This window comes from Vibrio stylophorae (assembly GCF_921293875.1).
Classification (GTDB): Bacteria; Pseudomonadota; Gammaproteobacteria; order Enterobacterales; family Vibrionaceae; genus Vibrio_A; species Vibrio_A stylophorae.
This window is the reverse complement of record NZ_CAKLDI010000002.1, coordinates 164,611-183,416: the sequence shown is the minus strand read 5'-3', so window position 1 is coordinate 183,416 and position 18,806 is coordinate 164,611. Positions and strand designations below refer to the sequence as shown.

Annotated in this window: 19 protein-coding genes; 3 read left to right on the top strand and 16 right to left on the bottom strand. The window is 46.7% G+C overall.

The genetic code is table 11. The annotated features are described in order from the left end of the window. Positions 1-853: 853 nt before the first annotated feature. The 4 genes from L9P36_RS14385 to L9P36_RS14370 all read right to left on the bottom strand — a co-directional run bounded on the left by L9P36_RS14385 (position 854) and on the right by L9P36_RS14370 (position 3,164). A complete protein-coding gene (locus L9P36_RS14385) occupies positions 854-1,276 on the bottom strand; it encodes a hypothetical protein (protein ID WP_237468160.1) in 423 nt (140 codons plus the stop codon). A 161-nt stretch (positions 1,277-1,437) separates the two neighbouring features. Then, a complete protein-coding gene (locus L9P36_RS14380; protein ID WP_237468158.1) occupies positions 1,438-2,004 on the bottom strand; it encodes a hypothetical protein in 567 nt (188 codons plus the stop codon). Positions 2,005-2,114: 110 nt separating this feature from the next. After that, positions 2,115-2,534, bottom strand: coding sequence for a pentapeptide repeat-containing protein (locus L9P36_RS14375; RefSeq protein ID WP_237468156.1), 420 nt, complete (start codon positions 2,532-2,534; stop codon positions 2,115-2,117). A gap of 120 nt (positions 2,535-2,654) precedes the next feature. Beyond that, on the bottom strand, positions 2,655-3,164 hold the full coding sequence (locus L9P36_RS14370) for a hypothetical protein (RefSeq protein ID WP_237468154.1): 510 nt from the start codon (positions 3,162-3,164) through the stop codon (positions 2,655-2,657). Positions 3,165-3,882: 718 nt separating this feature from the next. Between L9P36_RS14370 and L9P36_RS14365 the strand changes: the two genes are divergently transcribed. Beyond that, complete coding sequence (locus tag L9P36_RS14365) at positions 3,883-4,842, top strand: integron integrase (RefSeq protein ID WP_237468153.1); 960 nt, start codon at positions 3,883-3,885, stop codon at positions 4,840-4,842. Here the strand turns inward: L9P36_RS14365 and L9P36_RS14360 are convergent. The 8 genes from L9P36_RS14360 to L9P36_RS14325 form a co-directional block, all read right to left on the bottom strand. Next, entirely contained in the window at positions 4,820-5,572 is a 753-nt protein-coding gene (locus L9P36_RS14360) for a phosphate ABC transporter ATP-binding protein (protein WP_237468151.1), read from the bottom strand. The genes L9P36_RS14365 and L9P36_RS14360 overlap by 23 nt on opposite strands. After that, the gene (locus L9P36_RS14355; protein ID WP_237468150.1) at positions 5,569-6,528 is read right to left on the bottom strand and encodes a PstA family ABC transporter permease; all 960 of its coding nucleotides are present in this window, start codon (positions 6,526-6,528) and stop codon (positions 5,569-5,571) included. The genes L9P36_RS14360 and L9P36_RS14355 overlap by 4 nt, the downstream gene beginning before the upstream one ends. Next, positions 6,518-7,489 carry a PstC family ABC transporter permease gene (locus L9P36_RS14350; protein WP_237468149.1) on the bottom strand — a complete coding sequence of 324 codons (972 nt, stop codon included), beginning with the start codon at positions 7,487-7,489 and terminating at the stop codon, positions 6,518-6,520. Before L9P36_RS14350 ends, L9P36_RS14355 begins: the two co-directional genes overlap by 11 nt. Before the next feature lie 33 nt (positions 7,490-7,522). Further along, positions 7,523-8,374 carry a phosphate ABC transporter substrate-binding protein gene (locus tag L9P36_RS14345; RefSeq protein ID WP_237468148.1) on the bottom strand — a complete coding sequence of 284 codons (852 nt, stop codon included), beginning with the start codon at positions 8,372-8,374 and terminating at the stop codon, positions 7,523-7,525. A gap of 394 nt (positions 8,375-8,768) precedes the next feature. Beyond that, positions 8,769-9,098, bottom strand: coding sequence for an SMR family transporter (locus tag L9P36_RS14340; RefSeq protein WP_237468147.1), 330 nt, complete (start codon positions 9,096-9,098; stop codon positions 8,769-8,771). Between the two features lie 8 nt (positions 9,099-9,106). Next, positions 9,107-9,526: a DMT family transporter gene (locus L9P36_RS14335; protein WP_237468672.1), complete on the bottom strand. Its 420-nt coding sequence runs from the start codon at positions 9,524-9,526 to the stop codon at positions 9,107-9,109. 223 nt (positions 9,527-9,749) lie between these two features. Next, positions 9,750-10,679: a LysR family transcriptional regulator gene (locus L9P36_RS14330; RefSeq protein ID WP_237468146.1), complete on the bottom strand. Its 930-nt coding sequence runs from the start codon at positions 10,677-10,679 to the stop codon at positions 9,750-9,752. 174 nt (positions 10,680-10,853) lie between these two features. Beyond that, positions 10,854-11,339: a hypothetical protein gene (locus L9P36_RS14325; protein ID WP_237468144.1), complete on the bottom strand. Its 486-nt coding sequence runs from the start codon at positions 11,337-11,339 to the stop codon at positions 10,854-10,856. 606 nt (positions 11,340-11,945) lie between these two features. On the opposite strand from L9P36_RS14325, the gene L9P36_RS14320 reads away from it, so the two are divergent. Next, positions 11,946-12,998, top strand: coding sequence for an HlyD family secretion protein (locus L9P36_RS14320; protein WP_237468142.1), 1,053 nt, complete (start codon positions 11,946-11,948; stop codon positions 12,996-12,998). 1 nt (position 12,999) lies between these two features. Beyond that, entirely contained in the window at positions 13,000-14,574 is a 1,575-nt protein-coding gene (locus tag L9P36_RS14315; protein ID WP_290368712.1) for a DHA2 family efflux MFS transporter permease subunit, read from the top strand. Positions 14,575-14,667: 93 nt separating this feature from the next. On the opposite strand, the gene L9P36_RS14310 is transcribed toward L9P36_RS14315, so the two are convergent. The 4 genes from L9P36_RS14310 to L9P36_RS14295 form a co-directional block, all read right to left on the bottom strand. Continuing rightward, complete coding sequence (locus L9P36_RS14310; protein WP_237468141.1) at positions 14,668-15,168, bottom strand: hypothetical protein; 501 nt, start codon at positions 15,166-15,168, stop codon at positions 14,668-14,670. Between the two features lie 206 nt (positions 15,169-15,374). Beyond that, positions 15,375-16,025: a class I SAM-dependent methyltransferase gene (locus L9P36_RS14305; RefSeq protein ID WP_237468139.1), complete on the bottom strand. Its 651-nt coding sequence runs from the start codon at positions 16,023-16,025 to the stop codon at positions 15,375-15,377. A 125-nt stretch (positions 16,026-16,150) separates the two neighbouring features. After that, positions 16,151-17,677 (bottom strand): DEAD/DEAH box helicase, encoded by a 1,527-nt coding sequence (locus L9P36_RS14300; RefSeq protein ID WP_237468137.1) that lies wholly within the window; start codon positions 17,675-17,677, stop codon positions 16,151-16,153. Between the two features lie 168 nt (positions 17,678-17,845). Then, complete coding sequence (locus L9P36_RS14295) at positions 17,846-18,616, bottom strand: carbon-nitrogen hydrolase family protein (RefSeq protein WP_237468136.1); 771 nt, start codon at positions 18,614-18,616, stop codon at positions 17,846-17,848. Positions 18,617-18,806 lie beyond the last annotated feature (190 nt).

Genomic DNA, 18,806 nt, shown 5'->3' with positions numbered 1-18,806 from the left:
TAGCTCGCAAAAGTAACCCTTCGAAGGAAATATATTATCGTTCGAGAGAACCCTCTCATTCATACGAGGAATATAGCGATGGCTCTTAAACCCGGTCCTAAACCAATTGCAAAATCGACAGGTAAGCCAGATCAGCGTCGACGCGACAACAAAAATACTCCAGGAAACACTCCTGGCCTCAAGCCAAGCAAGTCATCAAGTAAATAAGACTGTAAAAGTAAGCTGCAAATTTGTGGCTTACTTTTTCGAATCCTTGCAAAGCTAACGCTAAGTTAAGGGGTGACAAACTGTAGTGCGCTAAACTTGAGCGAAGCGAAAAACAGCGCACTGTTTGGCATCCCGCTTGAACTACTTGTTAGAAACCGCGGCGCTCAAAAATGCCAACGTAACAGCCCCGCCCTGCGTAAACCACCACACCCAAGCCAAACTGAAACCGCCACCCAATTTTACCTGAATGAGCCAATTGCACTTGCCTAAATTTGAGAGAAGTTGTGCATATTGGCGACCCGCGAACTGTGTTGGCGGCAGAACAACAAACTCACAGAAATTGCGCGAGCCGAACCATTGTTTGCAGCCCGAACGCGTGATTAGAAGTGATACGCGTAATCACCGTTGATTGAATTGGCTGCAAACCGCCCACCGAAAACTGTAAATTACACGAAGGTTTTCTAACGCCGCGTTAAGGGGCGCCGGCACGCACTACAAAAGTGACCGCATCACGCCGTAACCACTAAACTTACCGCAAATTGAAAATGCCACGCGAGCCAAGTCCCTCTTTAACGCTTTGTTATGCTTTTTCTGATTTACTATCTCGAGCAACACAAAGAATCCCACCAATAACAGCGCTCGCTATTCAAATTTGTTGAAGCACGGCTATGCTGACCATCCCATGAAACGGATTGCCATCGAATAAGGGAGAAAAAGGTAAAACATCTACATGCATTATGGCGTCAATAAAAACATGGCTGTATGTACCTAGAAAGGAACTTAGATAAGCAGTTTTCCACTTTATTGGAAGAAAACGCTGCCACCGAATAATAAACAATCCACTTTCACTCAGATACTTACCCGTTAATGCTGATAACAGACCTAGCAAAGTAGCTCCTAGAATCGTGTGACTCCAACCATGTAACTCTCCTGAGTCAGTCAACATCACAACTAAAGGTTGAATATCCATAACTATTTGAGACCAACCAAAAACAGTTAATGAAAAACTTGCACTAGCCGCCGATTTCAAAACTAACGCTGGCCCCATATGCAAAGGTGTAAATGGCATATTTACTCTCTTAACGAATCCTTAACTCACCAAAAAGCATAACGCCTGCATAAGGGGTGCCATGCAGAGCGGCAATTTGATTAAACTAAGCGCAGCCAATAAGCAAATTGCCGCGCAGCTTTGGCATCCCAGCCTGCGAAGCTGGCGACTTAATGCACTTGTTACATGCTGAATAATTCATGCCACATTAGCAGAACCATTATTAGCAGGCCTGAATAACTAACCGCATGAGCCTGCCATATAAATTTGTCAATTGAAAAACATGGGCTAAAGCCAACTTTTCGCCAATACCAATTATAAAATGCTTTTTCACAGTAAATAGTGAGCAGAAAAGTTATAAACAACCAAACCATCGATATATAAATTAGATACTTTCCATACGGCGCTCTATCATAAAGCCATGTTCCAATTGCAGAAGAATAGTCAGCGTATGGTTCAGGTAGCGCCATTCCGAACCCTGTAATAATAGCCAGAGCCAAAGGAAAGCCAAAACCTACAATTATTGTTGAAACCAAGTTAGCCCAAAAAACATGTTTGAAAGCTGTCCCTCCACCAAGACCAGAAGCACGATTCAATAGCACTGTCTCAACAAGCAAGATCCACACTTGCCCGCAAATAAAAGCACTGCCACTAATAAATAGCAGCAATGGTCCCCCACCGTTTGCATAAGCTATTGATGGAAAGCCAGCCACTAATAGAGCTATGAATATTCTAATTTTCCATTCCATACGATATCCAGAAGCATGTAACGCTTAGTTAAGGGGTGGCAAACTGTAGTGTGCTAACCTTGAGCGGAGCGAAAACAGCACACAGTTTGGCATCCCGCTTAAACTACTTGTTAACCGTTGACTTGATAGTGCATACCTGCACCTTTTGGACTAAACCCTTCTGGAAATTCACTATTTTTGTCGTAAATTGAGCCTTCAAAGTTCGCCCCGTCAATTTCAGTTTCTCCGCCTAAATTGTCTTTTCCCAGCTTCGCGCCTCTAAAGTCACAATTCGTCAATAATGCACCGGATAGAATAGCGCCTCTCAAATCAGAATTACGAAAATCACATCCACTAAAATCTGAATCAGATAAATTAGCCCAGTAAAGAATCGCATGCCTGAAGCATCGACCACGCAAGCCTTTCTGCCCAATAAACGATAAACCTGATAAATCGGCGCCCTCATAGTCACAGCCTGGCACCGCCACATAAGAGGTTAAGATATGATTGCCGCTATCATCTTGAATTGATAATCGAGTCTTCTTAGTCATACGGTTAACGCCCAATTAAGGTGTGAAGCACGCGACCACAGAAGTTGATTTGACCACCTTAGACGCTGAACTACTCAAACCCAAAATGCCAAGCGTGCTGAATCACTCTTAAATTGTTTGTTATGTTCGTTTCATATCTTTCTTAGCCGAAACTAGAAGCTCTTTCAGAGCTTTGTCATGCTCTTGAAACTCTTGTTCATAAAACTCAAACTTAGGTTCATTGTAATAATCTAATATTTCTCGACTTCTAAGCTTTTGAAGAATATCGACAGAGTTTTGTGATATGTAAAAAGACCCAATGTCAGTAGCTTTACTTAGTGATGAGGATGCCTTTATGTATTTTTGTAGCAACTCACGCTCTCTTTCATCAGATAGACCAGTACCTTGACCATAATCCTCTTTGTGGACACGAAAATATTTAATCATGTCATAAAGAGCAACTATGATTTCTTCGTATGCTTGTTCACGCCTAGTTATTTGTGACTTATAACTCTCAAGCTTTAGATCGTACTCGTGCTTCACCGAAGCTTTGAGCCTTTCTAACAACCAATTTCTGCATAAAAAAGTAAGCAAAGCTATCAGGCTAACACTGCTGATCGAACTTATAATTGCTATTAATATATTTTCCATAACACTCCGAGAACATAACGCCCGCATAAGGGGTGCCTTGCGAAGCGGCAATTTGATTACACTTAAGCGCAGCGCATAAGCGAATTGCCGCACAGCTTTGGCATCCCAGCCAGCGAAGCTGGTGACTTAATGCGCTTGTTATTGAGCAAGCACTATTTTGAGAGCTTACAATTTGCTTCAATATACCAAATTGATAACTGTTTAGAATCTTTCTCAGAAAGCTCCTGTTCATTAGCAACAGAAGTCCAATATTCGACACAAGCATCAAAATCAGTTCGTTGCTCACACCCAGTGAATAACAAAAATATAAGCGACGCGAAACCGAAATGTCTTAGATTAGGCGAATAATATTTCATATTTCACTGCCTCACGATTTTGCTTTATAACAGTGTATTAGGCTGCAAGTCCGGTTTGTGCAGCCACTGATATAGTTAGAGTACGACAATTTCATGGTTGAATCTCCCTTGTTTCAATGGGTCATCTCTCAAATTTTAATGATTGAGAGATGAGGCTGTATAACCAAAGTGAGCAACGCGTTTCACGAGGTCTTAGATAAAATCTTGGATAATGATAATTTAAATCTTATCAAAAGGTTATGTATCAAACTCACATCAAAACGAGCAATTTTAGTCTCGTGATCAACAGCTTTGAGCTTGTAATTTTGCGATCTTAACTTATAACTGTATATACATACAGTTTATGTAATTTCGAGGCGTTGATGTCTAAGTCCCCTTTTCTCAACCAAGTTCGAACAGAGCTGCGCACCCGCCAATATAGCCTGCGCACTGAAAAAAGTTACTTACACTGGATTAAGTGCTTCATTCGCTTTCATGACCTGAGCCATCCTCAAAAAATGGGCAATCAAGAAATTGAACATTTTTTAAACCATTTAGCTGTGGATCGGCATGTTAGCGCTGCAACTCAAAATCAGGCACTTTGCGCCATTATTTTTCTCTATCGACATGTGATAGGTCGTGAAATTGTCGATTTACGCTACCAAAATACGCGCACACCCAAGCGAATTCCAACCGTACTAGGTGAAGAAGAAGTCAAAATGGTGATGGCACATTTAAAGGGAAAATATTGGCTAATTACTGCCATTTTGTATGGCGCGGGTTTAAGAATTCAGGAAGCGCTCAGTCTTCGAGTTAAAGACATTGATTTTGCTTCTCAGGCTATTTTTATCTTTAACGGTAAAGGACGAAAAGATCGCTACAGTTTGTTGCCCAAATCTTTATTTGAACCTTTAAAATCGCAAATTGAAGTGGTGAAGAAAATCCATCAGCAGGATATATCACAAGGTGCGGGAATGAGCTCTGTCCCGCCGGCTATTTACCGAAAATATAAAGATTCACTGAAAACGCAAGGCTGGCAATTTCTTTTTCCATCCACCCATCGCTGCATGCATCCCTACGATGGTTATCTTTGCCGCCATCACCTGCATGCCAGTGCCTATGCGCGGCAACTACGTCAGGCGGTCAGTGCTTCAAATATCGTAAAACGAGTCACTGCGCATACCTTTCGCCACTCCTTTGCCACGCGACTACTCGAAAATGGCACCGATATTCGCACAGTTCAGGAATTGCTGGGACATACGGATCTACGTACTACTGAGATTTATACCCATGTGGTGGGTAATCGCCGCGCCGGTACCATTAGTCCCGTTGATTTTCTTTGAGTGAGAAAAAGCTGTGCCACTGCGTTTTAGGCAACTCACGCATCTGTCCTTGCTCAAAACAATAAAGATGATCAGCAAGCTTGATACTTTGCTGCGGCTGATGCGAAACCACAATCATGGTGTAGCGCTGGCGCAGCGTCAAAAATAGATCTTCGATTTGCGCTGCCATTGTTGGATCAAGAGAAGCAGTCGGCTCGTCAAGTAACAGGACTGTTGGCGACAAAGCCAAGGTTCGCGCTAAGCACAAACGCTGCTGTTGACCACCAGAAAGTGAGCTCGCATTCACATCGAGCCGATGCGCAACATCTTGCCATAGTGCCGCTTGCTCCAAGGCATCTTGCATTGCTTGCTGGGCCGCCTCACCGGTTAACCCACGCACAACCTTGAGCGGAAGTAACACATTATCGGCAATCGACCCTGGCAATAATTGCGGATGTTGAAACACCATCCCCATTTGCTGGCGCAACCAAGGCAATTCATTGTCTTTTAATTGATGGATGGCCGTTTTGCTTTTCACCGTTTCAAGCCAAATTTCACCACTAAAACTTGAAGCGGGCGTCTGCACTTCATTGAGCCGATTGAGCGAGCGCAAAAAGCTACTTTTACCAGAGCCTGATGGCCCCACCAACACGTGAATACGATTAGCCTCAAAATTGGCATCAATCCCTTGAAGCACTTGATGTTTGCCAAATGCTAAGGATAAATCACGAACAATAACATGGGCGCTCATTGGCTTTTTTCCTCAAGGTGCAAACTGCGTTGCATCAATAATCCCGCACAGGCAAAGATAACGGCAGTCGCGCACAGTAAAATCAGCGCTGCGCCAAAGGCCATCTGCAGCTCCTGTTCACTCTGGTACTGCGCACTGTAATAAAAAATGGCAAAGGGCAAGGCTTCAAAACGCTCCAAAATTCCTGCGGGCAACCCGGCATTGGCGACGGCGCCGGTCAGCATGATCACAGCCGTATCTTCAGCGGCGCGCCCTAATGAAAGCATGATCCCAGAAATAATGCCGCGTTTGGCTTGCGGCAACTGCACATACCAAAGCACCTGCCAAGGGCGCATACCAAGCGCCGCTGCGGTCACCGCTAATGATTCCGGCAGCGCCGACAATGCCGACTGCGTGGTCATCGCCAAATAGGGGATGATAAGCAGTGCCAAACAAGTGGCGGATAACAGCAAACTCACATTGGCCTCAGGCCAAAAGGTGGCGCGTAAAAATAGGATCAAGGTAAAGCCAAAAAGCCCCATCAAAATGGATGGGATCCCAGCTAAAAGCTCAATAGCAAAACGCAGCAGTTGCTGTCGCCTGCCATGACTGCGAGCAAGCCAAATACCTGTGCCAATGCCCGGTAAAAGCGCAATAGCAAGAGTCAAACAAATCAGCGTCAGCGTACCAACGCATGCGGGCCAAATGCCTTCCCAAATAGGCACATCTCCCCAAAAAGCAGCCCATGGGGGACTATCGCCAAAAAAGAGGGAAACGCCCAATGCAGGCCAAGCTTGCACAACGATAAAACACACGCCACTTAAAATCACGGTAAATAGCAAAAATGCGCAAGCCCAGCTCCACAGACGCAAAAACAGATGATCGCCATAAGACGATGCGCGACTAGCCGCAGCTTGCTTCAACGATGAAGCTTTATGAAAAGAGGATGTTTGATACAAAGATGGTTCATCCTTCATAACGCCTCGCTTTCACATGGTTTGATGTTAATTCGGGGGGCTCAGAGAGCGCGTTTTTTTGATGCGCTAAGGGACTATGTTGATGTGGCAAAGCGTTATATTGACGTTGATTAAGCAGCTGACGTCGGTGAAACAACTGTCGTCGATTAAACAATAAGCGACGAATCAGCAATTGAATCAACACACTAAAACACAGCAGCAAAAATCCTGCGGCAAAAAGCGATTGGTGCGCCTGCGATCCCTGCGCGGTAGAAAGCACCAGACTAATATGCGCCGTTAAACTGCGCACTGAATCAAACACACTCATGGGAATTTGCGGTGCATTACCCGCAAGCATCAGCGGCAACATGGTATCGCCCAAAGCGCGGCTAAATCCAAGCAGCGCACTAGCAAGAAAAGTGTGACGACTTTGCACAAACCAAAGATGTCGAAGCGCTTGCCAGGGTGACAAACCTAATGCTGCGCTGGTTATCCAAAGCGGCTGCATCATCAGCTGCGCTTGGTTTTCTAAGGTCATCACCATCACTGGCAGAATCAACAGCGATAACATCAGCGCAGCACTAAATAGGCTAAAGCCAGAGCCTAGCGATAGCGTTTCACGCAGCAAAGGTAATAAAAGAAAGATCGCACAAATGCCATAAACAACCGTCGGGATCCCCGCCATAAAACGAATCATACGGCGAAGAAAACGCGCCAATCGCGTATGGCGATAAACCAGTAAAAAACAGACCAGACCAATGGCGATTGGATACGCAATGACCAATGCCAATAGCGCAATGCACGCCGAACCAAGGACCATGGCTAAAATGCCGATATGGCCCTGCTCCGGCGCCCAGGTAAATACCAAGACCGCTTGATAATGCTTTAAAAAGACTGGCAAAGCATAGCTAATCAAAAACAGCAAAAGGGCCAGAATGCTCAGGCCCACAATACTTGCCAGTACAGGTAAAAGGCGCATCATCGGTTTGTACGCTGCCGCTGATAACGCAACAAATTACTGCAAGGTTTTTGGCGCAGGCATTGGAATATAGCCTGCTTGCTTGGTAAAAGTTTGACCTTGTGGGCTATAGATAAACTCGATAAAGGTTTTCACCAAACCAGTGGGCTCGCCTTTGGTGTTCATATAAAGCTGGCGTACCACAGGATAAGCGCCAGATGCGCAAGCTTCATTTGTTGGCACAACGCCATCTAAAGCAGGCGCTTTTACTGAATCGTCGATATAACCCACACTGCTATAACCAATCGCACCCGCATCACGTGCCACGGCGGTTTTCATCGCACCATTAGATGGCACAACGTTCGCTTTTGGCTCAACAACGGCGCCACTCAATAGTTTTTTCACAAAGACACTGCGCGTACCGCTGGCTTCATCACGGGTAAAAAGGTGAATGGCGCGATCATCACCACCCAATTGCTGCCAATTGGTGATTTTACCTGTGTAGATGTCGATCACTTGCTGTTTGGTCAGATTTGAAATGGGGTTACTTGGGTTCAAAATCACTGCCACGCCATCAATGGCAAAGGGGAAAGAAACCAAGCCCTGCGCGGCTTCACTTGGCTTCAGCGCACGACCGGTATTGCCAATATCCACCAAGCCTTGGCCCACTTGCATCGCGCCCACACCTGAGCCGCCACCAGCAATTGTGATGCGAATATCAGGATGTGACAGCATCACAGCTTTTGCGGCTTGTTTCATCACGGGAATATGGGCAGTGCCGCCAGCAATGTTAATGCTGCCAGATTGGCCATCAAAACGGGAAAGATCCGTGGTCTCAGCGTGCGCCAAGGTAAAAATAGAAGAACAAAAAATCGCCACATAAGCAGCGAAGGTCGAAAGTAAACGCATCATTTATCCTCAAATAGGCGGATGGTAATCATGATGTGGCTGGCGCCAGCAAATCTAAGGTGCGTGATGCGTCAGTCAATAGTCATACAAATTTGAGGGGAATCTTATGCCTGAGTGCGGTTGTTGTCTATCTTTGAAGGCGATTATGCCTACATTTCAGCGTAAACTTGCTTCAGGCAACCATCATCAATCCGCTTTCAACCTCAGAAACCTAGCCTGTGCAGCACTGAAATACATACATATCAGCAAAAACAGCAAGAAAAAAGCCCATTCGATGATGGGCTGATTGATATATCATCTGATATCAAGATGTTGGACAGCATGAGGAGGTAATTGGCTTCGTGGTTGCCGAACAGTTACCGAACAATTGCCTAAGTAGCTGACAAAAAGTCGACTAAGCAGTCTTCATCACAATCACAGCACTGACCACCAAGGCCATGCCAATCCAGCCAATAGGCTTGAGTTTTTGACCAAAAACCAATGCACCACCTAGCGCAGTACCGATAATCCCAATCGCGCCCCATGAGGCATAGGCAATGGCTAAGTCAATGTGCTTAATGGCTTGCGCTAATAAGGTAAAGGCTAGCATCACCAGAACAATGGCAACAACACCCCACTGCTTGTTTTTAAAGCCTTGCGAGCGGGCTAAAGCCATGTTGGCCATAATGTCAGCAAATGCTGCTAATACAACAAAGCCAAAAGACAGCGTAAAGAATTCACTCATAACGCCTCCTAAGCCGCAGTGCGGTTCAGTAGCGCGCGAGCATTCGATGTAGATGGTGTGCGCACTGCGCGTACTGGTGTCTTGTTTTTCTGACTTGGCGTCGCTTTGTCGTGGTGTTCACCCAAGGTCACACAGACAATACCAATCACTGCGAGCATCAAGCCAAAGAGTTGCTGGCCGCTTAAATCTGCATCCAAAAATAGGATTGAGAGTAGCGTGATCATACAGATGCCTAAACCTTCCCAGAGTGCGTAAGCCACACCCACGGCAATTTTCTTAATCGATAGCGATAGAAAATAGTAGGACACTGCGATCAGCGTATACATGATGCCATACCCCCACCAGGCACCATGAACCATGTTCAGTGTGCTGGTCCCTGCAACTTCGGCAGTAATAGCAATCAACAAAAAGAGTCGTGCAAGTAACATCATTCACCTTCTTATGAGTCATTCACTCGAACGGAGAAATCAGGCTTTACACTGGTTTTTGCGCTGGCGCTCAACACGCGCAGCAGAGAAAAAACGGCAGTAAAAAGAGATTCAACGAACAAATTGTTATATCGGGAATCATTTCCTCGATAAACAAAGCTTATCTTTACGATTTCAAGAAGGGTAGGTAATTGAGATATTCATTTTTGAATATCTCTACCTTTTAGGCTTTACCGGGGCCATTGGCAAAGGCGGCCATCATCACTTCATGCAGGTGTAAATGCAGTGGATGGTTTCGATTGACTTGCAAGAAACCGCCAGAAACAACGAATTGACGAAAGGCATCATTGACGGGCGGCATATCATAGCAGCTGATCCCCGGCATCAATTTGGCGGTACTTTCACTGGCAAATAAAATGGCATCTGTCTGCAACAGCATTTGGTGAGCAACGCGCAGGTTGTAGGATTTAAGCTGTACTTTGGGCTCATAGCCCATACGTTGATATTCAGACTCAACGGTACAAAGCGGTTTATAGAGATCTGCTGATGGCAAGGTCACCAAGGGAAGCGTTGCCACGGTTTTCCATTGATGACAATTGACTAAAACTGGGTGGTTATCCCGCGCCAAAATCACCCGTTTTTCACGGTATAAAGGCCGCATATAGATATCTTGAGAAAGCTGCGTTTCCTGATCCAAAATACAGTAATCATGCTGCCCTTCAAGCATCTCATCTTGGCTATAACTGCTCCAATGTGAAAAAGAGAAACTCGCCTTAGGAAAAGCGGCATAGCAATGCGACAGCAAGTGTGCGCCCTGTTCATCCATCAAAATTGGGTCAATCACAATGGCAATCTCCCCTTGATAGCGCGTCGGGTCAAAATGCTCAAACTCGCTCAGCACTTTCTCAATGGGATGAAGCATCTCATCAAACACTTCTGCCAATCGTACAGCCATGGGGGATGGCTCAACGCCATGGGCTTTGCGAATAAATAGAGGATCATCAAAAATGGTTTTTAGCTTCATCACAGCGCGGCTCGCACTGGGCTGTGAGATCCCAAGCTGCATCGCGGCCAATTTAATACTGCGGTTATCCACCACCGCTTTTAAAAGTCGCATTAAGTTAAGATCTAAGCCATCCAGCTCATGCGCCATATTTGACTCCTTTAGATTCACCAATGCTATCTAGCATGCGCGCCCATGATTGGCTTCGTCAAGGCCGTGCTTTTTTTCACGCCATTTCCTTCAAATAAAGCCATCACAATACGCTGATAAAAATTAAGTGGCAGATTTCATCATGTTGAGATCGAAAATAGATGGCTTAAAGGCTCAGGGCGCTGATTGCCCCTCAGTTATTTTTGTGACGCGACCTTGCTCAACATGATAAATACGCACAGGTGCGATCTCCTGCGTCATCATCTCAATGGTCAATGTTGGCATCACCGACAGCGTGCCGCTGTACCAATGGGCCTTTACTGGATATTTCTGTTCATCAAATAGCAGCTGAGCAGGCACCAAAGGCGCATTCCGAGCACAACCATCTTTGATCAAGCTCACTAAATAAAGCTGATTGTCTCGAATCTCCCAGCGCCCAACATAACCACGCCAATTGGCTGAGCACAAATAACCAGGTATCTCTGCCAATTTTTTTCGCAGCTGCACTTCTGTATAAAGCGGATGAATGGGCAGCTCAAAAATCGCCTCCATTTTGCCCTCAACCAATAGTCCTTCCGGTATTTGCATTGTCGATTGCGCGCTGAAAGCGCTGCTCCATAATCCCAAACCAAAGACCACTTGCATCCATTTCAACGGCATTGTTCTACCTTCATCAGAATCATTACGACGCTCAAGGTTAACCATGAGGGCAGCCAATACCAAGCCTAATGCATTGAAATTAAGTAACTTATCACGCTAACACCACCGAATTAGACCTACCTATTTGCCATCAATAGGCGGCATGGCAGGCGTATAAACTCAGCATCAATCATAAATGGGAATTTCAGATTCATGACAGTGACCATGACAATTGAGAAAATACACAGCTATTGAAAGATATTCATTTTTGCATTTCCCATTTGCATTTCCCCATTGAATGTATAAGAGTCCTATCCCGTTTCAATGCTTTAAAGCGGATATATTGATTCAAATAAATGCCCGCCACTGCGATTTTTAATGGATTGATGCACACAACCCTACCGACAACCATGCGCACAGCGTGAACATTTAAATCCATTTAAAACACAAGGTTAATACGCACAATAAAATGCACTCCGTCCCCATTATTTTTATTTCGCACAATCTTCGAGCATAAATGCATTTCCTTCGGTACTGTGCCCTCTTTTTTTTACAGCCTGCAATTGAGAGAAGTGTGAGCGGAGTCTAATATTTGTGTCATCGGTCAAATTCCATCGGGTAAGCTTCATGAGTGGCACAGATACCAGCTCAAATCGTTTTCGTAATCTTTCTATCCTTGCCGTCATTGCAGTTGTTATCACCATTGCAGGCTATTTCTACGTAAAACATCAAGAAAACTATCCGAGTACGGATGATGCCTACGTTCATGCCAACATTATCTATATCGCACCGCAAATTAGCGGCAAAGTGATCAGCACCAATGTTGCCGATTACCAAGAAGTAAGCCAAGGCGATTTGATCTACCAAATTGATCCAGCCCCTTATCAAGCCAAACTCGAACAAGCACAAGCCGCTTACGAAATTGCCCTGCAAAATAACGCGGCGGCCGATGATGCGATTCTTGCCGCGAGCGCTAATGTGAAAAGCGCCATGGCGCAGCTCACCGATGCTCAAGCCACGTATCGACGCATTGCCCAATTGGTGAAAAAGCAATTATTACCCGCACAAGAGATGGACGATGCCAAAGCCAAATTGTCTAGCGCTGAAGAAAACGTAATCGCTGCGCGCGCGACCATGTCTCAATTGGTGAAATCACAAGGCGCCAAAGGCAATGAAGCGCCAGAGGTCAAACAAGCGGCAGCAGCGCTCAGCGAAGCCAGTTTATCCCTCTCCTACACCAATATTTTTGCGCCGGCCGACGGTCACTTAGGCAAGCTATCTGCGCACAATGGCAGTGTGGTTTCCCCTGGTTTGGCCTTGATTCCATTGGTTGAAGCCAACACCTTTTGGCTCCAAGCCAACTTTAAAGAAACCCAACTTGAGCACATTCGTGTCGGCATGCCTGTGACCATTGCACTGGATCTGTATCCTGATGTGGCCTACCACGGCGTGGTCGAAGCCATTTCGCCTGCAAGCGGCTCATCCTTCTCGTTATTGCCACCTGAAAATGCAACGGGCAACTGGGTCAAAGTGCCGCAGCGTTTCCCTGTTTTGGTTCGCCTTACCAATGAAGCGGAACACCCAGATACCCCACTCCGTGTCGGTGCCAGCGCTACAGTCACGGTCAATACGGTTGATGGTTCAGCGGTAAGTCACACCACACAAACACAAGAGCCATAATATGGCCGAACTCAGCCAACCGCAGCATGCCCCGCAAGGGGCATCGAGTGAAGATGCCAGTGGCCAGTTAAGCGATCGCGCACGATTGCTGGTCACCATTGCGGTGATGCTCTCTGCGATTATGGTCTTGTTGGACATGACCATCGCCAATGTCGCCCTACCGCATATGATGGGCGCATTGGGCGTCACCTCCGATCAAGTCACTTGGGTGCTCACCTCCTATTCCATGGCGGAAGCGATTTTTATTCCGCTAGCGAGCTTTTTGACCCTAAAATTTGGCGTGCGCCGACTACTACTGATCTCCGTCAGCGGTTTTATCATCACTTCGGCACTTTGTGGCCAAGCGGATGGTATTGTCGAAATGGTCACCTTTCGCATTATGCAGGGGGCTTTTGGCGCCGCGGTGATCCCACTATCGCAGTCGATCATGGTACAGATCTATCCTGAAAATCAGCGCGGCAAGGCGATGGCACTCTTTAGTGTTGGGGTCCTACTGGGTCCGATTTTGGGTCCCACATTAGGCGGCATCATTACTGAAAATATGGACTGGCGCTGGATTTTCTACGTCAATCTACCCATTGGCGCGCTATGCCTCGCCCTGCTCTATTTCTTTGTAAAATTAGATGGCCGCGGCCAAACCAGCATTGACTGGCCGCTAGTGATCGCCATGGCTATAGGCATCGGTTTATTACAAATGGTGCTGGATCGCGGCAATGAAGAATCTTGGTTTGAGTCCAACACCATTTTACTCTCAGCAGTGATCAGCGCCTGTGCCATCCTCTTTTTTGTTGCCCGCTCTTGGATCACCAAAGGGGATATTGCCCCCATTTGGCTCTTACGCGATCGCAATTTAGCCATGTCCTGTATTGTTATGGCGGGGTTTTCCATGGGCATGTTTGGCATCACTCAGCTGCAACCCATGATGCTAGAACAGCTTTTACAATATCCTGTAGATACCACAGGCTTTGTGATGGCGCCGCGCGGTCTTACCTCGGCGATCGTTTTATTAGCCATGGCGCGCTTTATGGATCGCATTGATGCACGGCTTTTAATTGTGATTGGCCTTGCGCTCAATGCCTTTGGCACCTTTTGGATGACCCAATACTCGCTGGATATCAATCTTTATTGGATTTTGCTGCCCAGCATTATTCAAGGGGCGGGTATGGGGTTGGTTTTTGCGCCGCTCAGTCAGCTCGCCTATGCCACCCTCGCGCCCAAAGACACAGTGGGTGGCGCTGTGGTATTTAACCTATGTCGCACCATTGGTGGCTCTTTTGGCATCTCCATCGTCAATACCTATTTCTCTCGCGTTCAGCAGCAAGAATGGCATGAATTGGGCGGCGCACTGAGTCCAAGCAATCCAATTTTACAACAAGCGGCGCAGGCGCAAGGCCAGCAGATCACCGATCCAAGCTTTTTAATTCAGATTCAAAATCTGCTCCATCAACAATCCACTCTAACCGCCTTTGTCTATACCTTTGGCTTTTTGCTGATCTCCTATCTCTGTTTAATTCCGCTTTTGGCATTTTTTAAACCCAAGCCTAAAGGTCAGAGCCAAGCGCCTATGGGGCATTAACGGAAATGATCACGCACATAAAAAAGCGGATGCCATGGCATCCGCTTTTTTGTTGATTCAATGAACTGACATCGATGCAATACCAAACCCAAGCTAACCAAAACTAATGCGGCCAATGGGGCTCAGTAGCAGTAAGGAAAAGAGTAAGGTTTCCACTACCAGAAAAATAAAAGCGAGCACAGCGCAACTTCGACTCAGCTCATCATTACTTTTACGCGGCAAATAAACGGCAAAGAGCAAAGAAAAACCAGAGAGCAGATACACCAGCCCCACCATGGCAATAGGTATTGAGGTATAGCCTACCACCCCACGCGCTTGCATCAGTTGCCACTGATTCAGTCCTTGTAATACGCGCTCACCCACCAGCATAAAAAGCACACCGGCGATCACAACTAAGCCCATGCCCGCCAGCGGATAACGCACAGGAATATCGCGATCCTTATTATGGGTGCTGGTATTCGAACTCAAGGTCGCATTAGCATTAGCGCTCGCCTTTGTTTTGTGATTGGCACTTGCCTTTGGCGCTGCTGGTTTTGCAGCGCATGTTGCTGGCGTTTTCTTTCGCGATTTGACTGAAGGGGTCTTTTTGACCATGCAGATTCCTTGTTTGATGCAGGTACCTAGCGGGCTGAAACCCGCCAAGGCCGCTTCAAACTACAAATCCATACCCTGTGAAACAACTGGTTTATCAGTACCATCACGGTTTTCAAGGGAGTTACATGCAAATTTGGATAGTGACTCGATGAATCCTTATAAAGGCATCACTTTTAAACGCCAAATTCTTGCGACAATCTTGCGAACTAGTTTTTCGTCAATTGCGCGAGGTAATTTCCATCAGCCTCGAGATGTAAGCAACAAGCCTCAAAACCATACTGTTTCGCTATGACTTCTACTTGTCGAAAATGAATATCAAACCATGGCGTCCGCTTATCCTGCGCATCTGAAAATGAAAACTGCATCCAGCGTTGACGATGCATCTGTCCAGGATCAACCGAATTAAAAACTATTCGTCCACGAGGGTTCAGTTGTTTGCTTGCCATCTTCAAAAATTGTTTGAAACCGTCGATTGACCCAACAGCGCCAATACTCCGTCCCAACAATATCCATGTGTCAAAGTGACAGGATGTAGACAAGTGAAACAAATCCCCATGCATAACGCGCTTCACACCGCGTTTTTTCATCACCTCACAGGCACCAAGCGAAACATCCATTGCGGTCACATTCGCGCCAGTCTGTTGTAGTTTTAGGCTATGGATGCCTGCGCCGGCCCCCATATCTAAGATCTTACCTTTGCAATGTGCCAATGCGATCCGATCAAGCTCATAGTACTCACTATCTCGGAAAAATAGCGCAACGGGCAGCATTGAGATACCACCCTCACTCTCAACCTGTAAGTGGGCATCCTTCATACCATATTCATATGCAAGGAGCGCCTGTCCAAAACAATCCATGTTCATCCCTGAGCTATGATTCCAGTTAACCCTTCTCTCAGCCTAGCTATTCAGTCACCGCTGCTCTTTGATTTGCAACAAAAAAGCCTGCGTTAGCAGGCTTTTGAATTAGTCTATGGGCAAACTCAGTTGGCTTGGGGTTTGCTTTGCGCTTTGTTCGAAAAGGTTTTCTTTGCGCGATTTGCTGGGCGCGCTTGAGCGCGGTTTTGCCCGCTGCGCTGCGCGCCACCTTGCTTGGCAGGTTTATCGCCCGTAGGTGACTGGCTACCTTTTGCCGCTGGCTTTTTACCAAATGAACGCGGTTTTTGACCCTGTGTTTTTTGACCTTGAGCTTTTTGACCTTGAGCTTTTGGGCTCTGGCTTTGGGATTTCTGGCCTTGAGACTTCTGACCCTGCGGCTTTTTCTTTTGACTCGCTTGACCCGCGTTGTCCGACTCACCCATCACTTTTGGTTTTTTCGGCTTTTTCGGTTTTTTCGGCTTAATTGGGCGCGTATCTAAACGCGATGCCGGCAGCTCGTGAACTGGCTTAAATTCTGCCACCACTTCACGCTCAATCAGCTGGCCAATTAAGCGCTCAATGGCAAATAAATCATCCGCTTCATCCGCGCATACCAAAGAGACCGCATGACCCACTTCACCCGCGCGGCCTGTCCGGCCAATACGATGCACATAATCGGCAGCCACATGTGGCAAGTCAAAGTTCACCACCTGCGGCAATTGTGGAATATCAATACCGCGCGCAGCAATGTCAGTGGCAACCAATACACGCACCTCGCCCGATTTAAAATCAGCCAATGCCTTAGTACGCGCACCTTGGCTCTTATTGCCATGAATGGGTGCGGCGTGAATTTTTCTCTCTTCAAGAAAACGCGCGAGACGGTTGGCACCATGCTTGGTTTTAGTAAAGACCAGGACCTGCCGCCAATTCAAAGTCTCAATCAAATGTGCTAATAGCGCTGATTTTTGCTTTTTATCCACCGCATACAAACGCTGCTCAATGGTAACCGCGGTACTATTTTCAGGGTTGACTGAAATCTCAACAGGGTTATTCACCAAGCCCTTGGCAAGCTCACGAATATCGGGTGAGAAGGTAGCAGAGAACAATAAATTCTGGCGCTGTTTTGGCAGTAATTCGATGATTTTTCGAATATCACGAATAAAGCCCATATCCAGCATGCGATCGGCTTCATCGAGAACCAAGACTTCAAGCTGCGAAAAACGCACCGCGTTTTGCTGATAAAGATCAAGCAAACGACCTGGGGTCGCGACCAGAATATCGCAGCCTTTGCGCAAACGAAGCATCTGTGGGTTAATTTTTACGCCACCATATACCACGGCAGATGACAGATGCATAAACTGGCTGTAGTGATAGATGTTTTCGTAGATCTGCGCAGCAAGCTCACGTGTTGGCGTTAAGATAAGCGCGCGCACTTGATTGCCACGCACACGCGGGCCCACATCCAAGCGCTGCAAAATCGGCAATGTAAAACCAGCCGTTTTACCCGTCCCTGTCTGCGCCGCGGCCATCACATCCTGTCCAGACAGCACCGCTGGAATCGCTTGTTGCTGAATCGGGGATGGGGTTTGATACCCTTTTTTCTCAATGGCTTTTAATAACGGCGTGATTAGACCTAGTTCGGTAAAACTCATAGATAAGGCTCGGTAGAACAAATAAACAGGGGCAGCTTAAAGCTGCCCCAAGAAGATAGCGCGCCATTCTCAAGGTTTTAGACGCAAAAAGAAAGCAATATCGTGATCGCATCACCAATCGCGCGGTTACAAGCAGTGGAGGCCAATCGTGATGCGAGTGTGCAGCGCTTAAGCCAGCAGCCCCATCTCTTGGCCATGCATGCCTTGACTGGTGAAATAGCAGAGCATCATGCCCGCCTCTTGGCTCGCCTGCTGCGACTCGCCATTAGCCAGCCAAAAGCCACTTTGACCGCAACCCTGCCAGCCGCCTGTCTTCGATATATGGTTACTGAGCAGTACAGGCAATTGATACTGTTTAGCGATGCCAGCCAGCAAAGCACTATCAACACCATAGCCTTGCGGTGAAATCAGTGCGCTTGCTAAATAAAGATCGGTGGCAACATTAATCGCATGCTGTGGGTGCTTGGGCTCAGTAAAATCGGCGCACACAGCTAAAGCGATATGCACATCTTTAATCGCGAGCGTGAAATGATCCTTTCCTGGCTGGCAAAATAGCGCTTCACCCGGGTGAAGATGCTGCTTGGCATAAAGATCCACATGTCCGCAGGGGCGACAAATCAAGGTGCCAATCACCGGCTTGTCGCCACCGCAGTCAAAAAACCCGCCAGCCAGTACCACCAACTGATGTCGCGTCGCAGCTTGTTTCAGCTGTTCGACCTCTGGCGATTGCAGGTTCAGCGCTAAAGAAGCGGCGTGCTCAAGAAGGTAACCGGTCAATGACAATTCAGGGAAAACAACCAAATCACAACGGTGACTGGCTGCGGCGGCAATATAATCTAAGTGGCTATGAAGATTGCTGGACACTTGTCCATCTAGAATTGAAGGCTGCGCCAGTGCAATGGTGAGATAGTGCTGATAGATGGCGTCTGTCTGTTGCATCCTTTGCCTCGACCTTTCCGCGTTTTTATGCGGCAACAATGGGTTCTCGGCCAGTATGAACTGCTGATATTTTTATCGCCATATGCATCAAGCAAATCCCTGTATTTTTTATCATTTCGGTGAACTGGATTTGATTTAGAAAGGCGTATCTATCCTCAGCACAAGACTGAGCCAATAAATTCCGGTCAAT

Bases quoted from the DNA above. Each gene is read 5' to 3' on its own strand.
- L9P36_RS14360 (WP_237468151.1), bottom strand. From the start codon at position 5,572: ATGAGCGCCCATGTTATTGTTCGTGATTTATCCTTAGCATTTGGCAAA.
- L9P36_RS14380 (WP_237468158.1), bottom strand. From the start codon at position 2,004: ATGGAATGGAAAATTAGAATATTCATAGCTCTATTAGTGGCTGGCTTT.
- L9P36_RS14320 (WP_237468142.1), top strand. From the start codon at position 11,946: ATGAGTGGCACAGATACCAGCTCAAATCGTTTTCGTAATCTTTCTATC.
- L9P36_RS14325 (WP_237468144.1), bottom strand. From the start codon at position 11,339: ATGCCGTTGAAATGGATGCAAGTGGTCTTTGGTTTGGGATTATGGAGC.
- L9P36_RS14295 (WP_237468136.1), bottom strand. From the start codon at position 18,616: ATGCAACAGACAGACGCCATCTATCAGCACTATCTCACCATTGCACTG.
- L9P36_RS14310 (WP_237468141.1), bottom strand. From the start codon at position 15,168: ATGGTCAAAAAGACCCCTTCAGTCAAATCGCGAAAGAAAACGCCAGCA.
- L9P36_RS14340 (WP_237468147.1), bottom strand. From the start codon at position 9,098: ATGAGTGAATTCTTTACGCTGTCTTTTGGCTTTGTTGTATTAGCAGCA.
- L9P36_RS14365 (WP_237468153.1), top strand. From the start codon at position 3,883: ATGTCTAAGTCCCCTTTTCTCAACCAAGTTCGAACAGAGCTGCGCACC.
- L9P36_RS14345 (WP_237468148.1), bottom strand. From the start codon at position 8,374: ATGCGTTTACTTTCGACCTTCGCTGCTTATGTGGCGATTTTTTGTTCT.
- L9P36_RS14335 (WP_237468672.1), bottom strand. From the start codon at position 9,526: ATGTTACTTGCACGACTCTTTTTGTTGATTGCTATTACTGCCGAAGTT.
- L9P36_RS14305 (WP_237468139.1), bottom strand. From the start codon at position 16,025: ATGGATTGTTTTGGACAGGCGCTCCTTGCATATGAATATGGTATGAAG.
- L9P36_RS14375 (WP_237468156.1), bottom strand. From the start codon at position 2,534: ATGACTAAGAAGACTCGATTATCAATTCAAGATGATAGCGGCAATCAT.
- L9P36_RS14315 (WP_290368712.1), top strand. From the start codon at position 13,000: ATGGCCGAACTCAGCCAACCGCAGCATGCCCCGCAAGGGGCATCGAGT.
- L9P36_RS14300 (WP_237468137.1), bottom strand. From the start codon at position 17,677: ATGAGTTTTACCGAACTAGGTCTAATCACGCCGTTATTAAAAGCCATT.
- L9P36_RS14385 (WP_237468160.1), bottom strand. From the start codon at position 1,276: ATGCCATTTACACCTTTGCATATGGGGCCAGCGTTAGTTTTGAAATCG.
- L9P36_RS14355 (WP_237468150.1), bottom strand. From the start codon at position 6,528: ATGAAGGATGAACCATCTTTGTATCAAACATCCTCTTTTCATAAAGCT.
- L9P36_RS14330 (WP_237468146.1), bottom strand. From the start codon at position 10,679: ATGGCGCATGAGCTGGATGGCTTAGATCTTAACTTAATGCGACTTTTA.
- L9P36_RS14370 (WP_237468154.1), bottom strand. From the start codon at position 3,164: ATGGAAAATATATTAATAGCAATTATAAGTTCGATCAGCAGTGTTAGC.
- L9P36_RS14350 (WP_237468149.1), bottom strand. From the start codon at position 7,489: ATGATGCGCCTTTTACCTGTACTGGCAAGTATTGTGGGCCTGAGCATT.